This window comes from Hymenobacter negativus (assembly GCF_017571495.1).
Taxonomy (GTDB): Bacteria; Bacteroidota; Bacteroidia; order Cytophagales; family Hymenobacteraceae; genus Hymenobacter; species Hymenobacter negativus.
In genome coordinates, this window is sequence record NZ_JAGETZ010000001.1 from 683,076 (window position 1) to 708,118 (window position 25,043).

General features: G+C 57.8%; 26 protein-coding genes and 1 tRNA gene. 15 read left to right on the plus strand and 12 right to left on the minus strand.

The features are described 5' to 3' along the window. Positions 1-11 precede the first annotated feature (11 nt). From J4E00_RS02995 to J4E00_RS03010, 4 genes are read left to right on the plus strand one after another with little or no spacing between them, the layout of a single operon-like run. Positions 12-221 carry a zinc ribbon domain-containing protein YjdM gene (locus J4E00_RS02995; protein ID WP_208173517.1) on the plus strand — a complete coding sequence of 70 codons (210 nt, stop codon included), beginning with the start codon at positions 12-14 and terminating at the stop codon, positions 219-221. A 49-nt stretch (positions 222-270) separates the two neighbouring features. Then, a complete protein-coding gene (locus J4E00_RS03000; RefSeq protein WP_208173518.1) occupies positions 271-477 on the plus strand; it encodes a hypothetical protein in 207 nt (68 codons plus the stop codon). A 27-nt stretch (positions 478-504) separates the two neighbouring features. Continuing rightward, positions 505-1,062 (plus strand): sugar O-acetyltransferase, encoded by a 558-nt coding sequence (locus tag J4E00_RS03005; RefSeq protein ID WP_208173519.1) that lies wholly within the window; start codon positions 505-507, stop codon positions 1,060-1,062. Continuing rightward, on the plus strand, positions 1,059-1,553 hold the full coding sequence (locus J4E00_RS03010) for a hypothetical protein (RefSeq protein ID WP_208173520.1): 495 nt from the start codon (positions 1,059-1,061) through the stop codon (positions 1,551-1,553). The genes J4E00_RS03005 and J4E00_RS03010 overlap by 4 nt, the downstream gene beginning before the upstream one ends. A 230-nt stretch (positions 1,554-1,783) precedes the next feature. On the opposite strand, the gene J4E00_RS03015 is transcribed toward J4E00_RS03010, so the two are convergent. The 7 genes from J4E00_RS03015 to J4E00_RS03045 all read right to left on the minus strand — a co-directional run bounded on the left by J4E00_RS03015 (position 1,784) and on the right by J4E00_RS03045 (position 8,408). After that, positions 1,784-2,371, minus strand: coding sequence for a hypothetical protein (locus tag J4E00_RS03015; RefSeq protein WP_208173521.1), 588 nt, complete (start codon positions 2,369-2,371; stop codon positions 1,784-1,786). A gap of 112 nt (positions 2,372-2,483) precedes the next feature. Next, on the minus strand, positions 2,484-3,473 hold the full coding sequence (locus tag J4E00_RS03020; protein ID WP_236049441.1) for a bifunctional heptose 7-phosphate kinase/heptose 1-phosphate adenyltransferase: 990 nt from the start codon (positions 3,471-3,473) through the stop codon (positions 2,484-2,486). Between the two features lie 94 nt (positions 3,474-3,567). After that, on the minus strand, positions 3,568-4,791 hold the full coding sequence (locus J4E00_RS03025) for a pyridoxal phosphate-dependent aminotransferase (protein WP_208173523.1): 1,224 nt from the start codon (positions 4,789-4,791) through the stop codon (positions 3,568-3,570). A 98-nt stretch (positions 4,792-4,889) separates the two neighbouring features. Further along, the gene (locus J4E00_RS03030; RefSeq protein WP_208173524.1) at positions 4,890-5,279 is read right to left on the minus strand and encodes a hypothetical protein; all 390 of its coding nucleotides are present in this window, start codon (positions 5,277-5,279) and stop codon (positions 4,890-4,892) included. 16 nt (positions 5,280-5,295) lie between these two features. Further along, positions 5,296-7,311, minus strand: a complete 2,016-nt coding sequence (locus tag J4E00_RS03035; protein WP_208173525.1) for a glycosyltransferase — start codon at positions 7,309-7,311, stop codon at positions 5,296-5,298. A gap of 106 nt (positions 7,312-7,417) precedes the next feature. Then, the gene (gene recR, locus J4E00_RS03040) at positions 7,418-8,032 is read right to left on the minus strand and encodes a recombination mediator RecR (RefSeq protein ID WP_208173526.1); all 615 of its coding nucleotides are present in this window, start codon (positions 8,030-8,032) and stop codon (positions 7,418-7,420) included. A gap of 94 nt (positions 8,033-8,126) precedes the next feature. Next, positions 8,127-8,408, minus strand: a complete 282-nt coding sequence (locus tag J4E00_RS03045) for an ATP-dependent Clp protease adaptor ClpS (protein WP_208173527.1) — start codon at positions 8,406-8,408, stop codon at positions 8,127-8,129. A 126-nt stretch (positions 8,409-8,534) separates the two neighbouring features. Between J4E00_RS03045 and J4E00_RS03050 the strand changes: the two genes are divergently transcribed. Together J4E00_RS03050 and J4E00_RS03055 are read left to right on the plus strand one after the other, a co-directional pair. Further along, on the plus strand, positions 8,535-9,092 hold the full coding sequence (locus J4E00_RS03050) for a hypothetical protein (protein WP_208173528.1): 558 nt from the start codon (positions 8,535-8,537) through the stop codon (positions 9,090-9,092). 34 nt (positions 9,093-9,126) lie between these two features. Beyond that, positions 9,127-9,837, plus strand: a complete 711-nt coding sequence (locus J4E00_RS03055) for a hypothetical protein (RefSeq protein WP_208173529.1) — start codon at positions 9,127-9,129, stop codon at positions 9,835-9,837. Between the two features lie 79 nt (positions 9,838-9,916). On the opposite strand, the gene J4E00_RS03060 is transcribed toward J4E00_RS03055, so the two are convergent. Beyond that, a complete protein-coding gene (locus J4E00_RS03060) occupies positions 9,917-10,561 on the minus strand; it encodes a YceI family protein (RefSeq protein ID WP_208173530.1) in 645 nt (214 codons plus the stop codon). 111 nt (positions 10,562-10,672) lie between these two features. After that, on the minus strand, positions 10,673-11,128 hold the full coding sequence (locus tag J4E00_RS03065) for a MarR family winged helix-turn-helix transcriptional regulator (protein ID WP_208173531.1): 456 nt from the start codon (positions 11,126-11,128) through the stop codon (positions 10,673-10,675). 166 nt (positions 11,129-11,294) lie between these two features. On the opposite strand from J4E00_RS03065, the gene J4E00_RS03070 reads away from it, so the two are divergent. After that, a complete protein-coding gene (locus J4E00_RS03070) occupies positions 11,295-11,855 on the plus strand; it encodes a DUF6799 domain-containing protein (RefSeq protein ID WP_208173532.1) in 561 nt (186 codons plus the stop codon). 68 nt (positions 11,856-11,923) lie between these two features. Here the strand turns inward: J4E00_RS03070 and J4E00_RS03075 are convergent, their stop codons facing one another. Beyond that, positions 11,924-12,931 carry an enolase C-terminal domain-like protein gene (locus J4E00_RS03075; protein WP_208173533.1) on the minus strand — a complete coding sequence of 336 codons (1,008 nt, stop codon included), beginning with the start codon at positions 12,929-12,931 and terminating at the stop codon, positions 11,924-11,926. Between the two features lie 225 nt (positions 12,932-13,156). On the opposite strand from J4E00_RS03075, the gene J4E00_RS03080 reads away from it, so the two are divergent. From J4E00_RS03080 to J4E00_RS03100, 5 genes are all read left to right on the plus strand, one after another. Further along, on the plus strand, positions 13,157-14,383 hold the full coding sequence (locus J4E00_RS03080) for a DUF6799 domain-containing protein (protein WP_208173534.1): 1,227 nt from the start codon (positions 13,157-13,159) through the stop codon (positions 14,381-14,383). Positions 14,384-14,578: 195 nt separating this feature from the next. Then, entirely contained in the window at positions 14,579-15,940 is a 1,362-nt protein-coding gene (locus tag J4E00_RS03085; RefSeq protein ID WP_236049396.1) for a dicarboxylate/amino acid:cation symporter, read from the plus strand. 216 nt (positions 15,941-16,156) lie between these two features. Beyond that, on the plus strand, positions 16,157-16,816 hold the full coding sequence (locus J4E00_RS03090; RefSeq protein WP_208173536.1) for a hypothetical protein: 660 nt from the start codon (positions 16,157-16,159) through the stop codon (positions 16,814-16,816). 118 nt (positions 16,817-16,934) lie between these two features. After that, the gene (locus J4E00_RS03095) at positions 16,935-17,453 is read left to right on the plus strand and encodes a hypothetical protein (RefSeq protein ID WP_208173537.1); all 519 of its coding nucleotides are present in this window, start codon (positions 16,935-16,937) and stop codon (positions 17,451-17,453) included. A gap of 73 nt (positions 17,454-17,526) precedes the next feature. Next, positions 17,527-19,869 carry a GAF domain-containing protein gene (locus J4E00_RS03100; RefSeq protein WP_208173538.1) on the plus strand — a complete coding sequence of 781 codons (2,343 nt, stop codon included), beginning with the start codon at positions 17,527-17,529 and terminating at the stop codon, positions 19,867-19,869. Positions 19,870-19,968: 99 nt separating this feature from the next. On the opposite strand, the gene J4E00_RS03105 is transcribed toward J4E00_RS03100, so the two are convergent. Both J4E00_RS03105 and J4E00_RS03110 read right to left on the minus strand, forming a co-directional pair. Beyond that, positions 19,969-20,661 (minus strand): phosphatase PAP2 family protein, encoded by a 693-nt coding sequence (locus J4E00_RS03105; RefSeq protein WP_208173539.1) that lies wholly within the window; start codon positions 20,659-20,661, stop codon positions 19,969-19,971. A gap of 95 nt (positions 20,662-20,756) precedes the next feature. After that, positions 20,757-20,838: transfer RNA gene (locus tag J4E00_RS03110), tRNA-Leu, on the minus strand. A gap of 190 nt (positions 20,839-21,028) precedes the next feature. Here J4E00_RS03110 and J4E00_RS03115 point away from each other — a divergent pair. From J4E00_RS03115 to J4E00_RS03125, 3 genes are all read left to right on the plus strand, one after another. Then, the gene (locus tag J4E00_RS03115; RefSeq protein WP_208173540.1) at positions 21,029-21,718 is read left to right on the plus strand and encodes a class I SAM-dependent methyltransferase; all 690 of its coding nucleotides are present in this window, start codon (positions 21,029-21,031) and stop codon (positions 21,716-21,718) included. A gap of 479 nt (positions 21,719-22,197) precedes the next feature. Next, positions 22,198-24,096 (plus strand): M61 family metallopeptidase, encoded by a 1,899-nt coding sequence (locus J4E00_RS03120; protein ID WP_208173541.1) that lies wholly within the window; start codon positions 22,198-22,200, stop codon positions 24,094-24,096. Positions 24,097-24,317: 221 nt separating this feature from the next. Then, positions 24,318-25,016: a hypothetical protein gene (locus J4E00_RS03125; RefSeq protein WP_208173542.1), complete on the plus strand. Its 699-nt coding sequence runs from the start codon at positions 24,318-24,320 to the stop codon at positions 25,014-25,016. Positions 25,017-25,043 lie beyond the last annotated feature (27 nt).

Here is a 25,043-nt window from a genome sequence, read left to right on the forward strand (position 1 = left end):
CAACTTATTTCATGGACGTAAAAGACAGCAACGGCACCCTGCTCGCCGAAGGCGACTCGGTCACCATCATCAAAGACCTTAAAGTAAAAGGCTCCTCGCTCACCCTGAAGCGCGGCACGCTGGTCAAAAACATTCGCCTCACCAACAGCCCGGCCGAGATTGAAGGACGCGCTGGTGGCAGCACCATGGTGCTTAAAACCGAGTTCCTGAAGAAGGCTTAGGTTGGATAGCCCGCTCATACGCTCCAAGTTTTTCTCTCAGTTGCTGCGCGTGCTGGGGTTACTCCTGCTGCTTGTGCCAATACTGCTGGTCGGCTGGTTTCTCCCTGACGTGTTTGGTATTCTAGTTGATAGTAGTGGCCGCCAGCGCCAGAAGCCCATGTCCGCCGAGGCAAAGTTCCTGTGGATGGCCTTTGCCATCCTGCTGGCCATCGGATTTATTGGCTGGTGGGCTTGGCACCGGATAGGAGTGCATTAGTTTCCTTCTTTTAAGCACCTCCACTTCATGCGCAGCGAAAAAGAGAAAATGCTGGCCGGCGAGCTTTACCTCGCTTCCGACCCCGAGCTGGTAGCCGCCCGCACCCGCGCCAAGCGCCTGCTGCACCGCCTGAACGTGACGGAATATCTCCTCACCGACGCGGCCCGCGCCATCGTGGCTGAGCTGCTGCCCAACGTAGGTCAGAACTTCTACATCGAACCGCCCTTCCACTGCGACTACGGCAGTCATATCCACTGCGGCAACAACGTGTATTTCAACGTGAATTGCGTGGTCCTCGATGTGGCCAGCGTCACCATCGGTTCCAACGTCCTGTTTGGTCCGGGTGTGCAACTCTACGCCGCTACCCATCCGCTCGATGCTGTGGTGCGGCGCACCGTGGAGCTGGGTCAGCCCATCACCATCGGCGACGACTGTTGGCTGGGCGGCGGGGCTATCGTCTGCCCGGGCGTCACCATCGGCAACGGCTGCGTTATCGGGGCCGGGTCGGTCGTCACAAAAGATGTTCCAGCGTACTCACTGGCGGTGGGAAACCCGGCGCGGGTGATAAAAGACTTGTCAGTATGATACAACGCGATGCGCTCACGGAGTATAAGGAGACTGGCAGTATTTCCAGCGAGGCTATTCACCGCCTGATTCAGGTAGATGGTGCCAGATTCGAGCTTTACCAACACTATCTGTCCGAACCGTCCATTGACTTCGCCCGCACGTTACTGGCTGAGCTAACCGCCCTCTACCAAGCTTATTATGAGCATGGCGGTGAACCAATGGGCACCGATGAACTACGGCTTGCCGGTTATTTGATTGGGCTGCACCAGGACGTTAGCGACAGCCTTCTGCTTTGGCGAACCAAGCAGTTAAGTTTCGACACCGCCTGCGAATTTGACATCCAGCTAGTCGTTTTTGCCGGCGTTGAACCCACTATTTCCTACCTCAAAGAACAGCCCAACAAGGAAGCCGCCCAAGCTTTGGAATACATTGAAGTCTGCAAATCCGGCGGTGATTTCGAGCACCTTACAGCGTATTTCTCCCCAGACAATCTTCCCTACTGGATATAAAAAAAGCCCGATTATTCTACAGCCCTGCCTACTGCGCTTCTGCCAGCCAACGCTGCTTTTCCACGGGCGTATTCTGAAGCCAGGACGGCTAATCACCACTGGCGACGACTGCGTTTTTGGTTCTAAGTTGCTGGTTATCAATAACATATCACCCCATTCACTGACCGCAATTTAGCTTGGGTTATTAAGAGCTTTAGCCAAACCACCGCAACGAATCAACTGGTGGGCAACTATCGACCCTGCTTAGGAGGCAGGGGCGGCGGAAGAAACTCTACCATTTTAGGATTCCGATACTCGATGCCAACCTGATATTTTTGCCCTGGCTCTTCGGCGCGGACGGATAGCGACACACTCTGATGAGGGCCCTCAAAAATCATAAAGTCACTGTTTTCAGGGCCGCTGTGGCCTGAATAAGGAAAGTGACGCGCTTTGACCACCGCGCGTATCCGCATGTATTCCTCCGGCGTGGGAGAATAGTAGCACACCATGCCCATTTCCAACGGATACTTCGACGTAGACAGAAAGAGGGTATCCCCCGCTTGCGGCGATAATGGGTTAGGATATGCCCATTTACAAGCGGTATAAGCGTACTCAGAGTTCTGCGCGTTTGCATCTTTCCGCTTGCTGATGAACTTCCACCCACGATTTCGCAGGTAGTGGTCGACTACGGAGAAAGATTGCTCCCGAAGCCACAGTAGCCGGTCGAAGCTAATTGAGGCGCTGAGGATAGGAGCAGGAATGGGCTGTGGGCCCAGCTCCGGAAATAGCTTATGGCACGCCAGCAGCGCCGCACTAACAAGAGGCAGGAAGGCTTTCATGTGGTTTCCGGTGTAGTCGACAGCAAGTGTTGCTGGCATTGCTGCTTACCAATGCGAATTTAGCCAAGCGTAACTCGCAACAGAACAGCCTGAACAGCCAAGCCAAGTTTACTTACAGGCCTGCCTCCTGCGCTTCTTCTAGCAACCGCTGCTTTTCTACCGGCACCACGCCCACCTGCTCGCACACCAGCCCGCCGCCTAGGTTGGCCAGCGCCGCCGTGAAGGCAGCCGGCTGGCCCAGCGCCACGCACAAAGCCGCGATGCTAATAACGGTATCACCAGCGCCCGACACGTCGGAAATAGTGCGCAGGTGGGCCGGCAGATAGGTTTTCACTTCCTCCTGCTGGGCAAATACGCCATACTCCGAGAGCGTTACCAGCACGATTTCAGGCGTCAATGTCTCGCGCAGCCGGGTCACAGCGGCTTCAAAGCCGGCGCGGTCTGTATTGGGTTCGCCGAACTCCAGCTTCAGGCCCTCGCGCAGCTCTTTCAGATTGGGCTTGAAGAGCGTGCAGTGGCGGTAGGCCAGGAAATTCTTCTTCTTGGGGTCCACCACCGTGGGAATGTTGCGCTGCCGGGCCCGAGCAATGCACTCCGTAATGATGGCCTCGCTGAGCACACCCTTGTCGTAATCCTCAAAAACCACCACGTCGGCGCGAGTCAGCAGGTCGTCGTAGGCAGCGAGCAGTTGGGCAGCTTCCTCGTGGTTCAGGTCGGTTTCAATCTCCGAATCGATGCGCAGCAGCTGCTGGCCCTGCGCCAAAATGCGCTGCTTTACCGTAGTAGGCCGGGCCTCGCTACGAATGAGGCCATCGGCAGGCAGGTCGTGCTCGTGCAGCAGCTGTAGCAGTTGGTCGCCACCCGTATCATTACCAATCACGGCGCAGAGCAGCGGCGTGGCGCCGAGGGCCTGCACGTTCAGAGCTACGTTAGCAGCTCCTCCGAGGCGGTTTTCGGTGCGAGCCACGTGCACCACCGGCACCGGCGCCTCGGGCGAGAGGCGCGTGGCGCGACCCCACACATAGGCATCCACCATCACGTCGCCGATGATGAGGACGCGCAGGTTGTTGAAGTCTTGAAAAAGGTCGGCTAGCGTTTTCAGTTGTCAGTTACTCGTTGTCGGTTGTCAGATGCTTGTTGCTTGTTGCTAATCCCGGGACTAACAACTGACAACCAGCAATATACAACCAGTGAAATTAAAGTTTCGCCAGGCTGGCTTTGATGCGGCCAAACGCTTCCACCAGCTTCTCATCGGCCGCAGCGGTGCTGAAGCGGATGCACTCTGGTGCCCCAAACGCATCGCCCGACACGGCCGATACGCGGGCATCGTTCAGCAGAAACATTGCCAGGTCCAGGGCGTTGTTGATGGTGCTGCCGTCGGGCGCGGTGCGGCCGAAATAGGCCGATACTTCCGGGAAAATGTAAAAGGCGCCGCTCGGCGTAGGCGTCTTGAAGCCGGGGATGTCCTTCACAATGCCGAGCACCAAATCGCGGCGGCGGCGGTAAGCAGCCACCATCTCATCGGCCGAGGCCCGCCCGCCACGCAGAGCCGCCACCCCCGCCCGTTGGGTGATGGAGCACGTACCAGAGGTAATCTGGCTTTGCATCTTCTCGCAGGCGGCTGCGATGTCGGGGCGGGCGGCCAGATAACCCAGGCGCCAGCCAGTCATGGCGTAGCCTTTGGAGAAGCCATTCACGGTGATAACCCGGTCGGCTACTTCCGCAAAATGGGCCAGGCTGGCGTGCTCACCCACAAAGTTAATGTACTCGTAAATCTCGTCGGCCAGGGCGTACACCTGCGGGTACCGGGCCAGTACCTCGGCAATGGCGCCCAGCTCTTCACGGCTGAAAACCGCGCCGGTCGGGTTGCAGGGCGATGAGTACATCACCAGCTTGGTGCGCGGCGTAATGGCGGCTTCAAGCTGGGCGGCGGTCACTTTGTATTCGTTGGCCAGAGTGCCGCGCAGAGTCACGGTCACGCCCTCGGCCAGCTTCACCATTTCCTCGTAGCTCACCCAGTAGGGGGAAAACACGATGACTTCATCGCCTGGGTTCACCAGGCTGAGCACGGCGTTGGCCAGGGCCTGCTTGGCCCCAGTACTCACCACTATCTGGTTGGGCTGGAAATCGAGCTGGTTGTCGCGCTTGAATTTCTCACAGATGACCTGACGCAGCTCCGGGATGCCAGGCACGGGTGTGTAGAAGGTGTAGCCGTCGTCCAAGGCCTGCTTGGCCGCGTCCTTGATGTACTGCGGAGTCTGAAAATCAGGCTCGCCAAAGCTAAGATTGATAACATCTATACCCTTGGCCATCAGCTCACGGGCCTTCTTGACCATGGCAATGGTGGCCGGCTCGGTCATCGCCAGCAGGCGGTCAGAAAGCGGTGAAGTTGGAGCGAGGGCAGTTGCGGTTTCAGGCATGGCATCGGCGGTGTAGGAGTGGCAAAGGTAGAAACAGATGCCTCAGGCAACATCAAGCCCCTCTGTTTGGGTCGCGTGCGGCCAAAAGCCAACTGGCTTTACCAGTCTTTTGCCTGCTCCACCCTTTCATCATGGGCGGCGAAGTACTTGGAATAGAACGCCTCAGGAATTGGCAAGTACCTGGAAACGTATACGAATTCCAACCCATCGAACCCTTCCAACAACCGCTGTCCATCGAACTCTACTATTACCGATTCTACTTGGTCAAAAAAGCCGGACCCATAGTCCTCTTCGCGCGACAACAGCTCAAGCAACGCCTGCCGCTCGGGGCCGCCAACGACGATTTGCCAGCAAGCCAGCTCCCCTTGCCAGGAGTCGAGGCCGGGCAACAAGGCAGCCCACTCGTTATCAGGCCCGTGAAAGCGCCAAGTGGCTCCATCCGGTAGCAAGGCCAACACATCGGCCGCAAATTGTTGGTCTTCCGCCATTCCTTATTTGGTCAGTTTATTCTCCCAATCGGCGCCAGCAGCGCCAGAGCACTCGCAAATCGGTGCCAGGCTCATAATCCTTGGCATACAGCAGTTCCAGGCGGCGCAGGGTCACTTCATTGAGTGGCGTGGCGGCGTTGGCAGCATCAGCAGGCGAGAGCACGGCGGGCACGGCGCGGGCCGGACCGTCGAGGTAGCGCAGGCCGACCCAGGTGCGGTTGCCAAGCAGCACGGACGCGCAGTTACGCAGAAAACCCGCTTTTTTGGGCTGGAACCAGACCAGCAACGGGGCCAGCCCCAGCAGTCCGGCACTGGTCAGCACATCGAGCAAACGTTTGGCGCGGGCTTGTTGGGGCTGGTAGAGGTTGAGGGCAATGTCGAGGGTGTAGTAGTCGCCCGGCGAGTCCTTGCTGCTGCTGCCGATGATGTACTGGCTGTCTTCGGGTAGGATTTTGTAGGCCACCGGCGGGTCGGCGGGCAGGCTCAGCATGAGGGTGATAATCTGGCTGGCAGGTAGGTCCTTGCCACAAAAAATCAATTCATTCAGCGCATACAACCGGATGATATCGGCCAGCTGGCGTAGCTCGCCCAGCGGCTCGATGAGCGACTGGGTGAGCGAATGGCTGAGCGAATGGTCGGCATCATTAGCCGCTGTGGCAGGTGCTTTTTCCTTGCCTACGCTCACGTAGCCAATTACACGGGCCGATACCTGGGCCTGTTCCAGCAGGGCGCGCACGCGGCGGCTCTCCGGCCCCGAGCCCACTATGGCGATGTTTTTCTGGCGGCGCTCGCTCAGGTGCAGGTTGCGGTACTTGATGAAGTGCGTGAGCAGCTGCCGGCCCACCAGCGCGGCCACGGTCCAGGCCCCGCCAAGGATAATCAGGGCCTTGGAGAAGCGCCAGGCATCCAGAAAATTCGAGGCTGCCGAAATAATCAGCGTGCCCACAAACACGCCCCGCACCACCCGCGAGGTACGCACCGGTGGGTCGTAGCCCCCGCTGAGGAACACCGAAATCAGCCAGATTAGGATGTAGACCGGCACGGCCACCTCCATATATTCGGGCGGATAGTTGCCGGGCACGAACTTGTGGTTGTCCTCCCAATAGTCTTTGAGGAAATACATACCACCCCAAATCAAGCTGGCATCGAGCAGCAACGGGGCGGTGCGTATCACCAGGCGCTCGGCAACGGCAGCACCCGCCCGCAGCCAGATGGCGGCATTTATCAGCAGCGAAAACAGGCCCGCCCGGCCCGGCGCGAAGTGTTTTTGGGCAAAAATTACCATCGCCCGGTAGAACACAAACACGTAGTTCACACTGGTGCGCTTCGTGCTCTCACCCTTGTAATGGATAATGCGCGTGCCTGGGAAATAATAGTTTTTCCAGCCGCCCTGGGTGAGACGATACGAGAGGTCAATGTCCTCGCCGTACATGAAATAGTCTTCGTCGAGCAGGCCAACCTGGTCGAGCGCGGCCTTCCGTAGCAGCATGAAGGCTCCACTCAACACCTCAATCTCGTGCGTTTCCTCCTTATTCAGAAAGCCCAGGTGGTAGCGCCCGAAGGTGCGTGACTTTGGAAACACGCTGGCCAGCCCAAACATTTTGTAAAAGGCTACGTCGGGCGTGGGCAGGCCGCGCTTGCTTTCGGGCAGAAATTTGCCCTGGCCATCGAGCATTTTCACGCCCAGGCCGCCGCAGTCAGGGTGGGCATCCATGAAATCGCAGCAGGTCCGAAAGGTGTCTTCCTCCACCACGGTATCGGGGTTGAGTAGCAGTTGGTACTGGCCGGTGGCGCGGCGCAGGGCCTGGTTGTTTCCTTTAGAAAAGCCGGGATTGTCGCGGTTGGCAATCAGAATGACCTCCGGAAAGCGGGCCCGCACCATGGCCACTGAGCCGTCGGCCGAGTTATTATCGACCACGAACACCTCCACCGGCTGCCCCAACTTCTCCACGGCTCGCCGTACCGAGAGCAGCGCCTGCTCCAGGAAATAGCAGACGTTGTAGTTGACAATGACGACGGAGAGCTTGACCACGGAGGGCGAAATTAGAACGAGTACCCCGAAATTTCATTTCGGTGCGCCAGAACGACTGTCGTATTTATCGTTCTCGGAGCCGAAATGAAATTTCGGGGTACTCGTTCTAGCGCGCCTGGCGCTGGCGGTCCACAATGCTGCGGCCGAGGGTGATTTCGTCGGCGTATTCCAACTCGCCACCCATTGGGATGCCGCGGGCAATGGTGCTGAGGTGTACATTGGGCAAATCGCGCAGACGGCGCGAGAGGTAGAAGGCCGTGGTGTCACCCTCCATGGTGGGCGAGATGGCAAGGATGATTTCGCGCAATTCCGAATCTTCGGCGGCGGCGCGCTCTATCAGCGAATCGATGTGCAAATCAGCGGGCCCAATGCCTTCGATGGGCGAAATCACGCCGCCCAGCACGTGGTACACGCCTTTGTATTGGCCCGTGTTTTCGATGGCGATGACGTCGCGCACGTCCGATACCACGCAAACCAGGCTGTGGTCGCGCAGCTTATTGCCGCAAATACCGCACTCTTCAGCATCGGAAATGCTGTGGCAGGTTTTGCAATAGGTGATTTCGAAACGCATTTTAGCCAGCGCTTCGGCCAGCGAGGCAGTGGTGTCCATCTCGGCCTTCAGCAGGTGCAAGGCCAGGCGCAGGGCCGTTTTCTTCCCAATGCCGGGCAGGCGAGAGAGCTCACCCACGGCGTTTTCAATCAGCTTTGAGGGAAATTCCATTCAGATAATTGGTGCTTGGTTGTTGGTGCCTGGTGCTTGGTAGGAAAGTGCGGTTGAAACCAAGCACCAGGCACCAACAACCAAGCACCAAAGATTAAACGACGTCGGCCGAAATGCCGCGGTCGTGGATGGCGCTACACATGGGCTCTAGCTCTTCGTAGGTGCCCATTTTCACGGCACACTTACCTTTGTAGTGGATGAGCAGCGTGCACTGCTCAGCCTGCTCGGGCTGGTGGCCGCACACATCAATCAGGGTTTTGATGACGTGGTCGAAGGTGTTGATGTCGTCGTTGTACACAACGAGGTTGCGCAGCTCGGCTTCTTCTTCGAGCAACAGTACCTCTTCATCGTAATCAATTTGCGGACGCGTGTTCATAAGGCAAATTTACGCAGGAAAGGCCGCGTGAGGTAGCTCCTAATAACCCTGAATCCGGCGAATTCGTTTCGCCAAACCAAGCTGTTTTGCAGCAGCGCAGCAGCGCGAACCTTTACCCCGCTCTCCATGCCCGTTCCCTCCGCCGATTTCAAAAAAGCCATCAAGCGCCTTTCCGAGCCCGAAAAGGAAGCCCTGCTCCTGCGCGCCGTGCGCCGCGACGCCGAGCTCTACGAAACCTTCCGCTTTGAGTTGCTGGCTGATGTGACCCTGGGCCAGGTGCAGGAAGAAACCGCCGACCGCATCCACGAGCTCTTTAATGTAGCCGTAACCGGCCGCCTGCTCAATCGCAGCTTGGTGAAGGCCGTGCGGGCCAGCGTGCAGGAAGCCGCCCGCGCCCGCCGCATCACCAAGAACAAGCAGCTGGAAATCGACCTGCTGGTCTACATCCTACGCCAGTGCATCGACAACTACTCCGGGCAGTTTGATAGCGTGTGGGACGGCTTCTATAACGCCACTGCCCGCCTGGCCGCCCGGGTACCTGCGCTGGTGCTCAAAAGCCTGCACGAGGACCTGTGGGTGGAATACAAGGCTGAATTAGACGATATTCTGAGCGAATTGCACCGCCGCAAAAAAAGCCACAACCTCAAGTTTGAGTTACCCCGGCAATTCGACATTCCCACTTAGCTTTGCTGAGAATTGTCTACCCCAAAAATAATTTATGCCCCCACGTTTTACGACGCTTATGGCAGCCGGCTGGCTGGCCTTTACTACAGGCTGTGCCGGCTCCTATCAACTTATCCGGCCTAAAAGCATCAATACCTACACGCCTTCGGCTTCTACGGGTCCGGTAAGCCTCGAATACCAGTTTGATGCGTTGCGCCTCCGGCACGCCAACAAGAAATACGTTAAAAAGGAGGACAAATTCGGCTACCGCGTGGTGGCTGTGAAAGTTACCAATAACTGGGACCGGGAAGTGAATTTCACCCGCGACCTAAACCTGCTCTACGGCGAGCGGTCCATTGGCATCGTACCCTCGGCGGTAGCGGCCCACGATTTGCGGCAGGGCGTGGCCATCTACCTGCTCTACCTGCTGCTGAATGTGCAGGTAGGCGGCACTACCGACCCGCGCACGGGCCAGGCCAGCGGCGGCACTTTTCTGCCCACCGGCCCATTTATTACGGGTGGTAACATGCTGGGTGCCAGCGGTGCCAATGCCAACCTGCGCAAAGAATTTGCCGCCTACGACCTCACCAACCGCGTCCTCAAGCCCGGCGAAACCGCGTACGGCATCCTTAGCCTGCGCGAAACAGCCGTGGCCCCGATACGCCTGGAGCCACGGGCCGGCCTGGTGCAGCCGGGGCTGCCCACTCCCCCACCCGCCGGCGCACTGCCCGACACCGCTCCGGCATCAGCGCCCGCTTCCCGCTAGCCGTCATTATCCACAAAAAAAGGCCTCGCTGCTCGCAGCGAGGCCTTTTTTTGTGATGCCCAATGGACATCGTCCGTCATTAGGCTTTCTTGGCAATGACGTTGAAAGTCAAATCGAAGGTATCGTTGATGGCTTTGTCGCCGATGCTTTCGAAGAAAGACTTCGAGCCGTATTTCAGGCCGAATTTGGTGCGGTCGATGGTCACCTTGCCAGTGGCCGAAGCAATTCCGTCTTTCACGCCGGCTTTGGCGGGGAAGCTGATGCGCTGCGTTACGCCTTTGATGGTCATGTCGCCGGCGATGGTCACGTTATCAGCGTCTTTAGCAGCACCTTTAATAGGTGTTACGCTCACGATTTTGAAGGTCGAAGTGGGGTACGTAGCTACGCCGAAGAAATCATCGCTGCTCATGTGGCCCACGAATTTGCCTTGGCTGTCAGCGTCCTTGATGTCGGTGGCTTTCATGGACTTCATGTCCACGGTCACAGTACCACCCACAATGGAGCTGCCTTTAACAATCAGGTCGCCACCGGTGAAGTTCATGGTGCCGTTGTGGCCGTGGGTTACGGCTTTGCCTTCCCAGCCCAGGGTGCTTAGCTGCGGCTGCAGTTTGTAAGCAGGGTCAGCGGCGGCTGCTTTGGCGGGAGCTACTTTGGCAGCCGAAGCGGCGGGAGCTACGCCGATAACGGCAACGGCAAACAGGGCGGGCAACAGGAATTTTTTCATGAGAAAAAAGTATTGGAAAAAAGGTAATGAGTAAAGGATGGAGCAAAAACCACGGTCGGGCCGTAGCGAAAAAGCGTGCCAAAGCAGCACGGCAATGGAATGGGTAAGCGGTTATTCGATGTCGCGCATCTTGTCGAGCAAGAAGTTGAGCTGGCGCATTTCGTCCTCGTTCAGGGCGCAGTTTCCGTCAGAGGCCAAGACGCCCGATTCATCAACCTGTTCGAGCAACTCTAGCCCGGCTTTCGTAATTCGGATGTCGACGGCGCGCCGGTTGGCTGGACACACGGTGCGGGTCACTAATTTTTTTTCTTCGAGCCGGTCCACAATTCGGGAGGCGTTGCTGGTTTTGTCCAGCATCCGGTCGATGAGCAGAGCCACGGTGGCCGGCAGTGGATGCTGACCCCGCAGAATCCGCAGGATATTGAATTGCGGCGAGGTGAGACCGAATCCCTTGAAGGCTGCGGCCTGGCGCTGCTGCAACCAGTTAGAGGTATATATCAGGTTGATAAATGCCTTCTGGTACTCGTCGCGGAAAATGGGCTGTTTGATTTCGTCTTCGATGCGCATGGGAGGCAGTGGAATCGGATGCAAATTTATGTACATACATTTAATGTTGCAACACCGTTCCAACATTTCTAAAAAAAATCTGGCACAATACCAGAACTTCTCACCCAATTTCTGCCGCAAACGTACTCCCGCAAACATTCCATTTCCTCACCGCACACTCCTCGCCATGAATCGTTTCGCCTTCCTACTGCTCACGGCCGCCTGTCTGGCCACTACCCCGCACCTTGCCGCTGCCCAGGACGGCGGCTTCCCCGTGAAAACCACGCCTCGCACCCAATTTGTGATGAAAGACGGCGAGGTTGTGCGTCGCGACGGCAGCCAAATCACAGCCCTCACCCAGAATGTGAAGCTGGCCAGTGGCGTCAAAATCAACTATAAAAACGGCATCATTGAAATGCCAGCCGATAAAATCAACCCACAGGGCAAGAAAATCACCCTGCGCGAGCGCGATTATGTGAAAGCTGATGGCGGCGTGGTGTTTGCCACCCCAGGCAGCGCCGCGGCGGCCCGGGGCGAAACAGCACCCGCCGGCGCCAAGTACGACACCTATGTGCAACATGGCCCCGGCTATGCGGCTCCTGCCACGCAGGTGTCACTGCTCAATAAAAAGATTGAGCTACTAACGCGTAAAGTCAACCTGCTCAGCCAGAGCCAACCCGCTACCCCCGAAACAAAAGCCATCGACGACGAGCTGACGAAGCTTGATTCCCAGTTGGCTTCTAAATAAAGGAGCAGATGTCGGGCCCGGTCCGATTGCCACGAGTGGTCGGGCCGGACCAGAAGACTACGTTGGCTCTACGCTTTAAGCGCTAGCTGCCCGTCAGCCTCCGTCACCAGCCCAAAGGGTTCGTCCTGCACAATCAGGAAGCCGTCGAGGTCGAGCACATCAGCTAGGGCGCTTATTTGCAGGGCGCCGGCAATGCCCACGGTAGTCTCGACCATGCAGCCCAGCATGGGTACGAGCCGGTGGACGCGGGTACGACGTAGCAACTCAATGCCACGCCGAAACCCACCGGCTTTCATCAGCTTCATATTCACTCCATGAAATTGCTGGGCTATTTCGGCAAAATCAGCAGTGTCGGTCACCGACTCGTCAGCGATGAGCGGCACGGGGCTGCGCAGGCACAGGTAGCGGTAGTCGGCAGCCAGGGCAGCGGGCATGGGCTGTTCCAGTAGCTGCAGGCGCAGGCCGGGCAAGGCAGCGACTTGCGCCAGAAAATGCAGCACGCTGTCGGCATCGGGCCAGGTTTCGTTGCCATCTACTAATAGGGCGTGGCCGGGCAAAGCGCGGCCTACTTCACGCAACAGGTCGAGCCCTTCGGCTTGGTTCACCTTGATTTTCAGCAGTTCGAAGCGGGCTGCGTTCTGGTCCCGCAGGAAGCCGGCCACTGCACCGGGCTCCATAATAGGGAGGGAAAAAGCGGTAGGTACGCTGGGTGCCGGGGCCGGGACGCCCAGCCACTGCCACACCGGCTGCCCGGCACAGGCCGCTAGCCAGTGCACCAAAGCCGCTTCGAGGGCAAAGCTCAAAGCGTGCGAAACTGGTTGAACGGCAAGTAAAGCGTCGAGTTCCTGCAGGGAGGCTACAGCTGCCAGGCCATTATCCTGCAGCACGGAAAACTGCTCCTGCAACAGCTCCGGGGTTTCGCCATAGCGCACATTCGGCGCTGCTTCGCCGATGCTCGTGTGGCCTTGGGCGCTGATGCGCAGCAGCAGGTTAGTTTTGATGGAGGAGGCGTTGCGGGAAATTTTCCACACGTAGCGCAGAGGCAGCAAGAGCGGGGTGAGGGACCAGGCGGGCATGGGAAGGAATGAGGCGAAGGCGGCAGCGCAGTTTCAACAAGATGCAAGCAGTCTTTACGCAGCCATCAGGTAAATGCAGCTGTTCAGCTGGAATTTCTGCTAATCAACCTAATTTTCATTCTAATCGGTCTAAGCTAGTGGTTGAATGGGTACGCGCCACAGTAGTTTTGCTGAGTAATAACTATTCTTGGTTATTACATAAATGCTCTTCTCACCCCCCTTTTCATGAAAAAATCTTTACGGCTCACGCTTTCTTTAGTTGGTATGTGGATAGGTCTGGCGTTGCCTGTGCAGGCTCAGACACCGACACCGGCAGCCCATAGCGTCATCCCATGGTTCACAGTACAAAACAAGGCTCTGGTGGTGCAAACCGGCAACAAAGCCAAGCCCCTTACCCAAGACGTGGCCCTTCCCAACGGTGTTCGCTTGGAATACCGCACCCAATCGGTGCTGCTCACAAATGGCACCCGGGTACACATGCAAGAAGGCGACTTGCTCAGCTTGAATGGAGAATACGTGCCGAAAAACCCTCCCGCCGAATCAGCCGCTACAACCGAAGCCACCGCCCCCTCTGTAGCAGCAGAGCCTGCTCCGGTAGCAGCTCCGGCTCCAGCAGTTCCAACTCCAGCTCCGGCGGCCAGCCCGGCGGCCTTCACGTTTCGGCCAACGGCACCGGTTGGTGGCAAGCTCAAGGGCGTGGTAGAGTTGGGGGCCAGCGGCTTCAATATGTTCATTGTGCGCATTGATGGCCAACACAACTGGCAGCTAGAGAAATCCGAATTCGGCAACAGCTTGGTGATGGAAAACATGGCTACCGCGGACGATATCCGCAGCGGCCTCAAGGCTTACATCGGTAAAATGCTGGATTTTGGGGTAAACGGGCGCGACATTTATTTCGTGGTCAGCTCCGGGGCAGCCACCGCCGACGTGACGCGCCGCATCGTGCAGGAGCTGGAAAGCCTGAAATACAAGGTGAACACCGTGACGCCCGAGCGCGAAGGCACCCTGGGCCTGCGGGCTGCCCTGCCCAATGCCTACGCCGATAAAGCCTTCGTGCTGGACATTGGCTCGGCCAACAGCAAGATTTCCTGGCTGGAACGTGGCCTGCCACAATCACTGGATACCCATGGCTCTAAGTATTATGAGAAAGGCCTCAACGACGCCATCGTGGCCACGGAAGTAAAAGTCAAGGCCGGGCAGGTACCCGCCAAGCTGCGCCGCACCTGCTTCATCATTGGCGGGGCTCCCTACGAGTTGGCCAAGGCCGTGCGCCAGGGCCAAGAGCCTTTCACAGTGCTAAGTGCGCCCAGCGCCTATGCGTCGCCGGCTGGGGCGAAGGGCAAAGCGGGACTCAACATCTACCGGGCGGTGGCAGATGCTACCGGCTGCCAGCAGTTCGTGTTCGGCTACGATGCCAACTTTACCATCGGCTACCTGCTCTCGCTGCCGTAGCCCTGCTCCCGCATATGCCACAAAAGGCTCTGTACCGCCTTGATGCATAGCCTTTTTTGTACGCGCCGTGCTGCCTCTATTGAGTCTGACTGGAGCCGCTGGCGCAAGAATGTCGTTCTTTGAGGTTGGTTCTGTAATTACTGCCCCACTTTTCATTGCATGGCAAAATCTCGTTTACCCCTTATTGCAATCCTTTTGGCCGTCCTGGCTGGAATTGCTACCTTATTGGTAGCCAACAATTTATTTACATTATCGCCGGCCGTGCCTGCTGCCGCCCGTTGGGTGGCGCTGCTGGCCATTGGTGCCGCGGTGGCACCACGGCGCTCTCTCACCCTCTGGATTGTGGTGAGCATGCTGGTTGGTATCGAGTTGGGCCACGACGCACCAGGCGTAGCCATGAACCTGAAAGTACTGAGTGACGCCTTCTTGCGGCTAGTGAAAACCATCATTGCCCCGCTGGTTTTTGCTACCCTGGTGGTCGGCATCGCGGGCCACGCCGACCTTAAGCAAGTGGGGCGTATGGGCATTAAAGCCTTGGTTTATTTTGAAGTGGTGACCACGTTCGCGCTGTTTATCGGCCTGGCCGCCATCAACCTGACCAAGGCCGGCGTGGGCATCAGCAAGGCCGGGGTGAAGGAGGAAGCACTAACTGCTGCTGCGCCCCAAACCGCGGCCGACATTATCCTGCACATCTTCCCCGAAAACATTGCCAAGTCAGTATCCGAAGGCCAAGTACTGCAAGTAGTCATTTTCGCCATCATCTTCGCCATCGGTCTGGCCCTCACCCCCGAGCGGCCCCGTCGCGTGATGCTGGAGTTCTGCGAAAGCCTGTCGGAAGTTATGTTCAAGTTCACCAACGTGGTGATGTATTTCGCGCCGCTGGGCGTGGGCGGAGCCCTGGCCTACACCGTGGGCAAGATGGGTTTTGCTCCCTTGCTCAATGCTTTTCAACTGCTGCTCACGCTCTACGGAGCGCTGGCGGCCTTTGTGCTGCTTGTACTACTGCCAGTGGCTTTCCTGGCTCGCCTGCCACTCAAGCGCTTCATTGCAGCCGTGGCCGAGCCGGTGAGCATAGCCTTCGCCACTACCTCATCCGAAGCGGCGCTGCCCCGGGCCATGGAGGCCATGGAAAGCATCGGGGTGCCGCGCCGCATCGTGGCCTTCGTCATGCCAACGGGCTACTCGTTCAACCTCGATGGCACCACCCTCTACCTCTCGCTCGCGGCGGTGTTCGTGGCCCAGGCGGCCGGGGTGCCCCTCACCTTTGGACAGCAGCTGCTGATGGTGTTCACGCTCATGCTCACCAGCAAAGGCGTGGCGGGCGTGCCGCGGGCCTCCCTGGTTATTCTACTGGCTACGGTAGCCTCGTTCAACCTTCCGGCCTGGCCGGTGTTCATCATTCTCGGCATTGATGCGCTGATGGATATGGCGCGCACCGCCGTCAACGTATTGGGCAACTGCCTAGCCTCGGCCGTGGTAGCCCGCTGGGAGGGCGAGTTTGTGGACGACTACCGCGGACCCGACCCAACAGCTGAGCCGTTAACGGTTGCGCAATAGAATTATTTTTATACCCATCGAACTAAAAATATCATTGACCGGTTAATTTTATGCCATTACAAAAGAATTTCGCACCTTTTACCGAAAAAAGGCTGGATAGCTGATGTAAATCATCTAATTTTACAGCATAACCCGGAAGCAGGTTCCACTATGTTTCGTGAGGTCATCACAATTTAATATTCCCCTTTAATAATATTAACTTTCTACCTTACTACTATGAAACTAGTCCGCCCTTTTGCGCTGCTGGCCCTGGCCCCTACCCTGTTGCTGGCACCTGCCTGTGTTTCGGTTAAAAACCAGATGCGGAGCACGCCCACAGCCTCCATCTCCAAACGTCTGCCTGCACTCGAAGTACTGGCCGACCAAGGCCCCCTGGCAATGAACGACGGTGCCCTCCCCGAGGACCCGCTCAAGCTGTTTCAACAAGAGTGCCGCGTCAACCTGACCGAACCCACCGATACCGCTACCTACGGCTACGCCAAACTGGTGGTAAAAAAGGTAAAGACCCTGCGTACCGGCCGTGCTGTGCAGGGCTTGCAGGTGCTCACTTTCATGGTACCCGCCGTGCTGGGCATTCCGCTGGAGTGGTATAAGACTACCCTGCAAGCCGAAGTGCAGGTGAGCGACGCCGCCGGCAACCTGCTGGGTTCCTATGCCGGCACGGGCAACTCTGAAGTGAAAGTGGCCATGTACCACGGCTACTCGCAAACTGCTGCCCCCCGCTTGGCCGACATCATTGCCCTGCGCGGAGCTATGGCCCAGATTCGCCCGCAGCTTGATACGGCTACCGCCCGCCTACGTCCCCTGCTGATGGCCGGCGGCACGGTGGAAAACCCCACATTGCCCGCTTCGTCTTCGGTGAAGGAAAACCGCTAGGTTATTTTTTATTTTTATCTGATTCAATTTTACCAGAGCTATTAACGTTGAACAAGGCCCGTAGCGCCTCACTTCCCGGCTGGGCGGTGGGTGCTACGGGCCTTATCTTTGGCACGACATGGCATCAACTTCCTCTCTTCGGCTTATTACGTTATTCATGGGCATGTTGCTGAGTGGCTGCTGCGCCAATAACGTGTGCAACTGCAATGATGAGCAGGAGGATTCTATTAAGTTGCGCTTAACGCCTGACCCATCTGGAATCAACGGGTTTTCAGCTACCGAACTCGACACCATCATCATTAAGCGCTTTCCAAAGAAGTTCACTAGTCTTACTGTCCCGGAATCGGTGACGCTACCACGCACAGGTGAATCCATCGAGTTAAGTAATACCGCACCTTTCACGCGAAATGGGTCCGCCCGGCTCAGCCAGTACCGCTACGTGATACAATACCTCAAGGACCAACAAAACAGTAGGCCTATACTCACCAATGCTCTGGTTATCGATAGCGTACTGCTTAAGGGCAGCTACGACGGCTCCGGTTGCTGCACCTGTTATCACAACACTGCCAAAGGTGTTTACCTAAACGGTCAGCTAACGGACCTCCAGCAGAATTCTGTCCTGACCATTCCAAAATAACCGGGTCGGTAGCGCACACCGTATAGCCTACACCGCGCTGCAACGATTGGCCGGGCCACCGTGTTTTCGTCTTATGCCCGCCTCCACTCCTCTTTTAGTGCCGGTAGCCCCAGCCCTGGCTTCGGTTTTTCCCTTTCGCTCCACGCTCAGCCTGGAGCCGCTCATTGCCTACTGGCACGCCCGCGAAAACGCGACCAATGCCGGGGTAGCTCTGCTGGCGCGCGCCATCGGCGAGCAGGTAGCCGCCGCCGCCTGGTGCCGGGGTCCTATCACCGATTACTCGGTACTGGAATGCAACTGCGACTTGGTGGAAACCCTGATGCTGGCGGTTTTTCCACCGGCGTCGTTTGCCAACGACATTATTGGGGTCATTGGCCCGTTTCAGCGGCGCAGCTTCTATTCGACGCAGCATTTCGAGGATGTGATGCTCAACAAGGACCGCATCATCAAGCAACCGTTGAATGTGGACCTGGCGGCCATGGAGCGGCGCCTGAGCCTGATGGCTTACCAACTGGTGTTGCAGCGGGTGTACAACACGGAGCTGCCTTCCCAGGGTACGATTGTGTTTACGGTTCCCGATTATAAAATCGGCCTTTACCGGCATTATGGACTGGATTTCAACTCTGATTTTGTGACGGTGAAAGTGGTGGGTGAACCACCAACGCTGAACGCCGAGCAGCTGGACCTGCTGCTGCACAACCGCCACCGGCTGGAAGTGTGGCAGGCTTTGCTGCCAGCCGAGCATTTTGAGCTTGAAGGATTCAATGTGTTGCAGTTGGTGGACGTGACCGACCAGGAAATCCTGTCGGAGCTGAAATACGACCTATTGGAGCGCGATGTGCTCCAAACGCCCGCCCGGTTTGAGCAGATTCAGGAAAAGCTGCGGGTGCTGTTTGCGCAGCCGGCCCTGCAGTTGGGTATTGCGGCGTATGATGAGAAAAAGCGGGCCTTTGTGGATTTTGGCCGCAAAATCAACCACAGCTTCATCACCAAGCAGGTGCAGCACCAGTCGGCCAATGGCAGCTTCCGGCTGATATACGACCGCCTGCTTCGCGAGCGCGAGCCCTTAGTGCTAAAGGACGTAGCCACGGCCGACATCCCGGAGGACCTGCGCCAGCAGATTCTCAGCCTCGGCATTCACTCAGCCATTTTGGCGCTGCTGCCTTATGGCAACGATACCGTGGGCCTGCTGGAACTGGGCTGCCCTACCGTGAACGGGCTCGATGAGTTTGATATGGACAAGGTGGCGCAGTTCGTACCACTGTTTGCCGTAGCGGTGAAGCGCAATGCGGAAGACCTGCAAACGCGGGTGCAAGCCATTATCCAGCAGAAATTTACGGCCATTCACCCCACTATGGAATGGCGCTTTGCCGATGCAGCCCGTAACCTGCTCACCAAGCTAGACGATGGCAACCGCACCGCCGAGATGGAACCCATCGTGTTTGAAGAAGTGTACCCTTTGCACGGCTCCTGCGACATTCGGGGTAGCAGCACGGTGCGCAACGAGGCCATTCAGGGTGACCTGATTGAGCACCTCACGCTGGCCAACAAGGTGTTGAAAAAGGCTTCGGAATACCAGCAGTTGCCCATTCTGGACGAGCTAAAATTTTACGTAACCAAGCACCTGAAACGGCTGCGCGATGGCCTGCTTTCCGGCGACGAAGCCAACATCTACGATTCGCTGAAGCGCGAAGTAGAGCCCCTGTTCGAGTATCTGGCGACGCACACACCCGATTTACGCCCAGTCATCACCAATTACTGGGACAACATCGACCCTCGGCTGGGCATCCTCTACAAGCGCCGCCAGGACTTCGAAACCAGCGTAACCACGCTGAACGATGCCGTGAGCGACTACCTCGACGAGGAGGAGGAAAAGGCCCAGCAGATGTTTCCACACTACTTCCAACGCTATAAAACCGATGGCGTGGAGTTCAACATTTATGTGGGTAGCACGCTGGTCGAGGATAAGCCCTTCGACTTGGTTTTCTTAAAAAACCTGCGTCTCTGGCAGTTGCTGACCATGGTAGAAATCACGCGTCGCACCGCTGCACTGAAGGCTACGCTGCCCGTTCCGCTCGATACGACCCAGCTCATCCTCATTCACGGCCAGCCGCTGAGCATCCGTTTCCGGCAGGATGAGCGCCAGTTTGATGTAGATGGCGCCTACAACATTCGCTACGAAATCATCAAGAAGCGCATTGACAAAGCCACCGTGCTAGGCACCGGCGAGCGCCTTACCCAGCCCGGAACCATCGCGCTGGTGTATGCCCAAAGCCGCGAAGCCGTGGAATATTACGAGTACATCGACTACTTACAGGACCGCGGCCTACTCATGCCCGGCGTGGAGGAGCTGGAACTCGAAGAACTACAGGGAGTGAAAGGGCTGTTGGCCTTGCGGGTACAGGTGCAGTTGTAGAAGCGCCCAGCCTGTCATGCCGGGCGGAGCAGAGGTGCCTCACGTGAGAATCGCTGTCATCCCTCGCTTTGCTCAGGATGACAGCTGCGGTTTATTCACCTATTCGTTCGGCGCTCCTTCTTCCAACACGGCCTTTTCTTCTTTCCAGAGGAGGTGGAGGCCTGCACGCATGGCAACCAGCCAGGCGGCCCCGCCAGCAAAACCCGCTACTACGTCGGTGGCATAGTGGGCGTGCAGGTATATCCGCGTGAGGCCGATGAGTCCCGACCACAGCAGCAGCGGCAGCACCCAGCCGGGCCGGCCGAAATGCCGCGCCAGCAGCCAGGCTAAGCAGCCGTAGAACGTGAGCCCCAGCATAGCGTGTCCGCTCGGAAAACTTAACCCCCAGGTATGCAATAGCTTGTTGGCAGGTCGGGGGCGGTTGAAGTATACTTTCAATAGCTGGTTTAGCAGGACACTGCCCAGCATGGTGAACACAAATTCCAGGGCCTCACGCCGATGCCCGGCGTGGCGCAGCCACAGCGGCGCAATAATGCTAGCCGGCAGCAAGAAGAAAAGCGACCCGAAGAAAGTCACAAAATCGGCAGGCCAGTCGAGCCATGGTTGTGCGTGCTGCCACCCGTTGACTACGCCCGTGGCCCAGCTGTCAAACGCCATCGAATGATGCACAAAAACCACGCGCGCCATGTAGAAAAACATGGCAAATGCCACCACAAACAGTACAATGCCGAAGCCAACTTCGATGGTAAGCAGGCCAGCAAACGCCAGCAAACGGGAGGTAAGGCGATTCATAGGCACACAGCAGCCAACAGGCGACTTAGCGAACAAGTAACTCAACTACGCAAAACGAAAAAAGCCGGTCCATGTGGACCGGCTTTTTGTTTACGTGCGCTCGGAGAGACTCGAACTCTCACACCTTGCGGAACTGCCGCCTGAAGACAGCGCGTCTACCAATTTCGCCACAAGCGCATGCTGGGCTAAAAAGCCGCTCATTCGTGAGGAGGAGCGGCCTTTTGATGCTGCAAAGATAGCGCTTTGAATTGTAGCGACGCAAACCCAGCTCCCAAATTTTTCTGCCAAATTCGACGCTGAAAGCTACCGCCAATTGTTTTTCAGCGACTTGTCGCGCCATTTTTTTTTGTTTTTCGCTGTTTTTTGCATGTCAGAAGCTAATAACACCTCTTTTTTTACCCGCGAATCCCCGGAATCACTCGTTGGCTACGACCGGGTGGCTTGGTGTTACGATGTGCTGGCTGGTCTCGTCTTCGGCCCAGCACTGCGAAATGCCCAGCGGGCAGCGTTGGCAGGCTTGCCGGATAGGGCCCCGCACGTACTCATCCTGGGTGGCGGCACGGGCTGGGTACTGACGGAGGTATTGCGCCGCCGCCCAGCGGCCACGGTGCTCTACCTCGAAGCCTCGCCCCGGATGCTGGCCCGGTCCCGCGCCCGGTTGGCCCGCGAAATCCCAACCGCCATGGACCAGGTCGATTTCCGCCACGGTACGCAAGACGCGCTGCTACCAGGCGAAAAGTTCGACGTAGTAATCACCTTTTTTGTGCTCGACTGCATTGCAGCAGCAGAAATCACTGGGGCCCTGGCCCGACTGCGCGCTGCGCTGCGCCCGGGCGCGCCTTGGCTGCTGGCCGATTTCAGACCTGCCCGCCGGGGCTGGCGCTACTTGCTGCTCTTGGCAATGTATTTCTTTTTTCGCCTCACTACCGGGCTGCGGGCGCGGGAATTACCTCGACTACACCCCGCGCTGGCCCGGATAGGGATGAGGCCAGGCCAGCGCCGCTATTTCTTTTGGGGAGCGGTGGAAGGTATTGTTTTTCACGAATATGGCAGCTGAGCACCTCCCTTGATATTTAATAACACTGTCTTACGTAGTTAAAACATAATTTTATCATTACCAAGAGCCATTAAGAGTATATTGCAGCTTATTCTATTGTAAATTTTCCGCAACTTTGCACTTAGTCCCTGCTCGACATCATTGCGCCATTCCTTGTTTTCCTATTATTTCTGTCCATGAAGCACGCTAGTACTATATTATTAGCCCTGAGCTTAGGTGCGTTGGAGGCTCAAGCTCAAACAGCTCCTCCAGCTCCTGCTAAAGCCAAGGCACCCGTTAAAGCTAAACCGCTGGTAAAGGCTCCTGCTAAGCCTTGGGTCAAAGCTCCAGCTAAGCCCTTGGTGAAAGCTCCAGCCAAGCCCTGGGCCAAAACTCCAGCTCCTATTAAGCCCGCTCCCGCAAAGCCAATTCCGGGGAAGCCCGCACCGGCTCAGGCAGTGGTGCCAGCCAAGGCCGCAGCCCCCGTAAAACCGGCTCCGATGAGTAAAGTGCCCGCGCCTGCTCCTGCCCCATCGGTCGTACCGGCTGATGCTCCTGTGCTGCCAGTGCCAGCGCCAGCCGCCAAGGCTCCCGCTCCACCCAAGCCCGATACGGGCCCGGCCGTGCGTTACACCTTTGCCTTCCCCAACGCCGTGCACCACGAAGCCAAGGTGACGGCCACGTTCTCAGGCGTGCCTGCCGGACCGCTGCATGTACGCATGGCGCGCAGCTCGCCGGGACGCTACTCGCTGCACGACTTTTCCAAAAACGTGTACTACGTGGTGGCTACTGACGGCAGCAACCATCCCTTGCAGCTGGACCGCCCCGACCCCTATGGCTGGGACGTGACGCCAGCCGCCGATGGCACCGTTATTTTCAGCTACACGCTCTACGGCGACCAGACCGATGGCACTTACGTGGGCATCGACCAGCAGCACGCCCATCTCAACGCGCCGGCCGCAATGTGCTATGCCACCGGCCTGGAAGGCCGTGCGGCCGAAGTCAAATTTGAGTTGCCTGCTACCTGGAAAGTAGCGACGCAGCTACGCCCCGGTGCCGAGAAGAATATCTTCACGGCCCCCAACATGCAGTACCTGATGGACAGCCCCATTTCCCTGGGCGCACAGCAGGTACGGAGCTGGCAGGAAGGCGACCAGACCATTGAGCTGGCTGCGCTCTACCTCGGCTCGAACGCGGAGCTGGACGGTTATGCCAAGAAAATTCAGAAGGTGGTGAAAGAGGAGAAGGCCGTGTTTGGCGAAATGCCCGTTTTTGATTTTGGGCGCTACACATTCATTGCCGATTACCTGAGCCAAGCTTCCGGCGATGGCATGGAGCACCGAAACTCGACCTCGCTCACTAGCCCACGCCCGCTGAAGGACGAGGACGAAACCCGTAACCTGGGCACCGTAGCACACGAATTTTTCCATGCCTGGAACGTGGAGCGCCTGCGTCCGAAAGACCTGGAGCCCTTCGACTTTCAGCGGGTGAACATGAGTGATAACCTCTGGTTTGCCGAAGGCTTCACGCAGTATTACGGCCGCCTGGCCCTGCGCCGGGCCAAGCTGATTGAGGACGAGGAGTTTTTTGATGATATCAGCCGCTGGGTGAACCTACGCCAGAACAGCCCCGGCGCCCGCTACGCGTCGGCCATTGACATGAGCCGCCAGGCCGCCTTCACCGACCGTGCGGGCAACGGTGCTCCTATCAACCTGGTGAACACCAACTTGTCGTATTACGACCAGGGCGCCGGCATTGCCCTGGTGCTCGATTTGCAGCTGCGCCAGCACCACCGCTCTTCGCTCGACAAGTTCATGCAGGCCCTGTGGCTGCAATACGGCAAGAAGCAGAGCGTCTACGCGCCTACCGCGCCTTACACCACCCGCGATTTGCAGCGCGTGCTGGGCGAGGTGAGTAAGGACACGGTATTTGCCAGCCGCTTTTTCCGACAGTATGTGTACGGCCGCGAGCAGCCGCGCTTCAGCGAAAACCTGCTGGTGGCCGGCCTAGCCGTAATTCCGACGCGAGCCCTAGGCGCCGCGCTATCAAACCAGGTAGAATTTGACGAAGAGGGCCGCTGCTTGGTGGCCAACAACACCCAGATTGGCTCGGGCCTGTACAAGGCTGGCATCGACCGCGGCGACCAGTTGGTAGTACTCGACGGCCAGGAGCTGAAAAGCGCCGGCGACCTCGACGGTGTGCTGCACAAGCACTCGCCCAGCGACGTGGTATTCGTGAAAGTGAAAACCCGCGGCGGGGTGGAGCGCACTACCCAGCTCATCCTAGCCGAAGACCCCAACGTGGGCGTGAAGCCTGTGGAAGCGGTGGAGCGCATGGTGCTGTCGCCGGCCCAAAAAACCCTGCGCGAAGCTTGGCTCGCTAGCCAGGCGTCCAACTAATTTTTGGCGTTAGCTGAAGATGGCCCCGGCGGCCGGTATCGCATGCCTGCGAGCCGGCCCGCCGGGGCTTTTTTTGGCCCTACCATTCTCGGCGCTTGATTGCCTAATATATTTACCTTTGAATAGCTGAAAGCGGTTCTTACACCGTAAATACCCATTAGTCCTGCCCGGACTGGGCATTTCAACCATCGCTTTGCTTCACTTCCTTTTCTATTCCCATCATGGAGATTTTCGATAAGCTAACGAACGCTGCTAAAGATTTTTTTATCGAGCCACAGGAAGGTGCTCCGGCGCCTGCCACGCCGCCCACCACCCAGTTTGGCGCGTCGGCACAGCCGGCGGCGCCAGTCACAGCGGGCGCTCCTGGCCCCATTGCAGTACCCGCTGTAGGGCAGGCCGAGCAGCGCCACCTCGACCACATTGCGGGCCTGCTGGCCGGCGATGGTAAGGATTTCGGGGCCTATATGAAAATGGTGAAGAGCATGGCCGCCGCTGGCCTGAGTGGCCCCATGCTTTATCAAACAGCCTACAACGCTTTTTCGGCGGTGAATGGTGGGACGGTGCCGGCCCTGCTAGCTTCGGCGGCCCAGTTTGAGCAGGCCCTGGCCGCCGACCGCGAAAAGGTGCTGACCCGCCACCGTGAAAAAATGGGCGAGGCCAATGCGCCGGGCGGGGCCCCCGGCCCCGTGGTGCAGCTCACGGCCCAGGAAAAAAAGCTGGCCGCCGAGTTGGCCGAGCTCTCCCGTCAGATTCAGGCCAAGCAGCAGCAGCTCCAGCAGGTGCAGCAGCAGCTAACCGAAGAGCGGCAGAAAACACAGGCGGCGCTGGCATCGTACGAATTGGCCAACTCGGCGGCGTTGGCCGATTTGCAGGCCCACCGCAAGGCCGCGGAGTCCTTTTTGAATGCCACGGCTAAATAAGTAGTACGGCTGGCTTAAGCCAGCTCC

What these genes read in the sequence shown, in the direction of transcription:
- J4E00_RS02995 (WP_208173517.1), top strand. Translation starts at nt 12, where the DNA reads ATGGACGTAAAAGACAGCAACGGCACCCTGCTCGCCGAAGGCGACTCG.
- J4E00_RS03005 (WP_208173519.1), top strand. Translation starts at nt 505, where the DNA reads ATGCGCAGCGAAAAAGAGAAAATGCTGGCCGGCGAGCTTTACCTCGCT.
- J4E00_RS03010 (WP_208173520.1), top strand. Translation starts at nt 1,059, where the DNA reads ATGATACAACGCGATGCGCTCACGGAGTATAAGGAGACTGGCAGTATT.
- J4E00_RS03015 (WP_208173521.1), bottom strand. Translation starts at nt 2,371, where the DNA reads ATGAAAGCCTTCCTGCCTCTTGTTAGTGCGGCGCTGCTGGCGTGCCAT.
- J4E00_RS03025 (WP_208173523.1), bottom strand. Translation starts at nt 4,791, where the DNA reads ATGCCTGAAACCGCAACTGCCCTCGCTCCAACTTCACCGCTTTCTGAC.
- J4E00_RS03030 (WP_208173524.1), bottom strand. Translation starts at nt 5,279, where the DNA reads ATGGCGGAAGACCAACAATTTGCGGCCGATGTGTTGGCCTTGCTACCG.
- recR (WP_208173526.1), bottom strand. Translation starts at nt 8,032, where the DNA reads ATGGAATTTCCCTCAAAGCTGATTGAAAACGCCGTGGGTGAGCTCTCT.
- J4E00_RS03045 (WP_208173527.1), bottom strand. Translation starts at nt 8,408, where the DNA reads ATGAACACGCGTCCGCAAATTGATTACGATGAAGAGGTACTGTTGCTC.
- J4E00_RS03050 (WP_208173528.1), top strand. Translation starts at nt 8,535, where the DNA reads ATGCCCGTTCCCTCCGCCGATTTCAAAAAAGCCATCAAGCGCCTTTCC.
- J4E00_RS03055 (WP_208173529.1), top strand. Translation starts at nt 9,127, where the DNA reads ATGCCCCCACGTTTTACGACGCTTATGGCAGCCGGCTGGCTGGCCTTT.
- J4E00_RS03060 (WP_208173530.1), bottom strand. Translation starts at nt 10,561, where the DNA reads ATGAAAAAATTCCTGTTGCCCGCCCTGTTTGCCGTTGCCGTTATCGGC.
- J4E00_RS03065 (WP_208173531.1), bottom strand. Translation starts at nt 11,128, where the DNA reads ATGCGCATCGAAGACGAAATCAAACAGCCCATTTTCCGCGACGAGTAC.
- J4E00_RS03070 (WP_208173532.1), top strand. Translation starts at nt 11,295, where the DNA reads ATGAATCGTTTCGCCTTCCTACTGCTCACGGCCGCCTGTCTGGCCACT.
- J4E00_RS03075 (WP_208173533.1), bottom strand. Translation starts at nt 12,931, where the DNA reads ATGCCCGCCTGGTCCCTCACCCCGCTCTTGCTGCCTCTGCGCTACGTG.
- J4E00_RS03080 (WP_208173534.1), top strand. Translation starts at nt 13,157, where the DNA reads ATGAAAAAATCTTTACGGCTCACGCTTTCTTTAGTTGGTATGTGGATA.
- J4E00_RS03090 (WP_208173536.1), top strand. Translation starts at nt 16,157, where the DNA reads ATGAAACTAGTCCGCCCTTTTGCGCTGCTGGCCCTGGCCCCTACCCTG.
- J4E00_RS03095 (WP_208173537.1), top strand. Translation starts at nt 16,935, where the DNA reads ATGGCATCAACTTCCTCTCTTCGGCTTATTACGTTATTCATGGGCATG.
- J4E00_RS03100 (WP_208173538.1), top strand. Translation starts at nt 17,527, where the DNA reads ATGCCCGCCTCCACTCCTCTTTTAGTGCCGGTAGCCCCAGCCCTGGCT.
- J4E00_RS03105 (WP_208173539.1), bottom strand. Translation starts at nt 20,661, where the DNA reads ATGAATCGCCTTACCTCCCGTTTGCTGGCGTTTGCTGGCCTGCTTACC.
- J4E00_RS03115 (WP_208173540.1), top strand. Translation starts at nt 21,029, where the DNA reads ATGTCAGAAGCTAATAACACCTCTTTTTTTACCCGCGAATCCCCGGAA.
- J4E00_RS03120 (WP_208173541.1), top strand. Translation starts at nt 22,198, where the DNA reads ATGAGTAAAGTGCCCGCGCCTGCTCCTGCCCCATCGGTCGTACCGGCT.
- J4E00_RS03125 (WP_208173542.1), top strand. Translation starts at nt 24,318, where the DNA reads ATGGAGATTTTCGATAAGCTAACGAACGCTGCTAAAGATTTTTTTATC.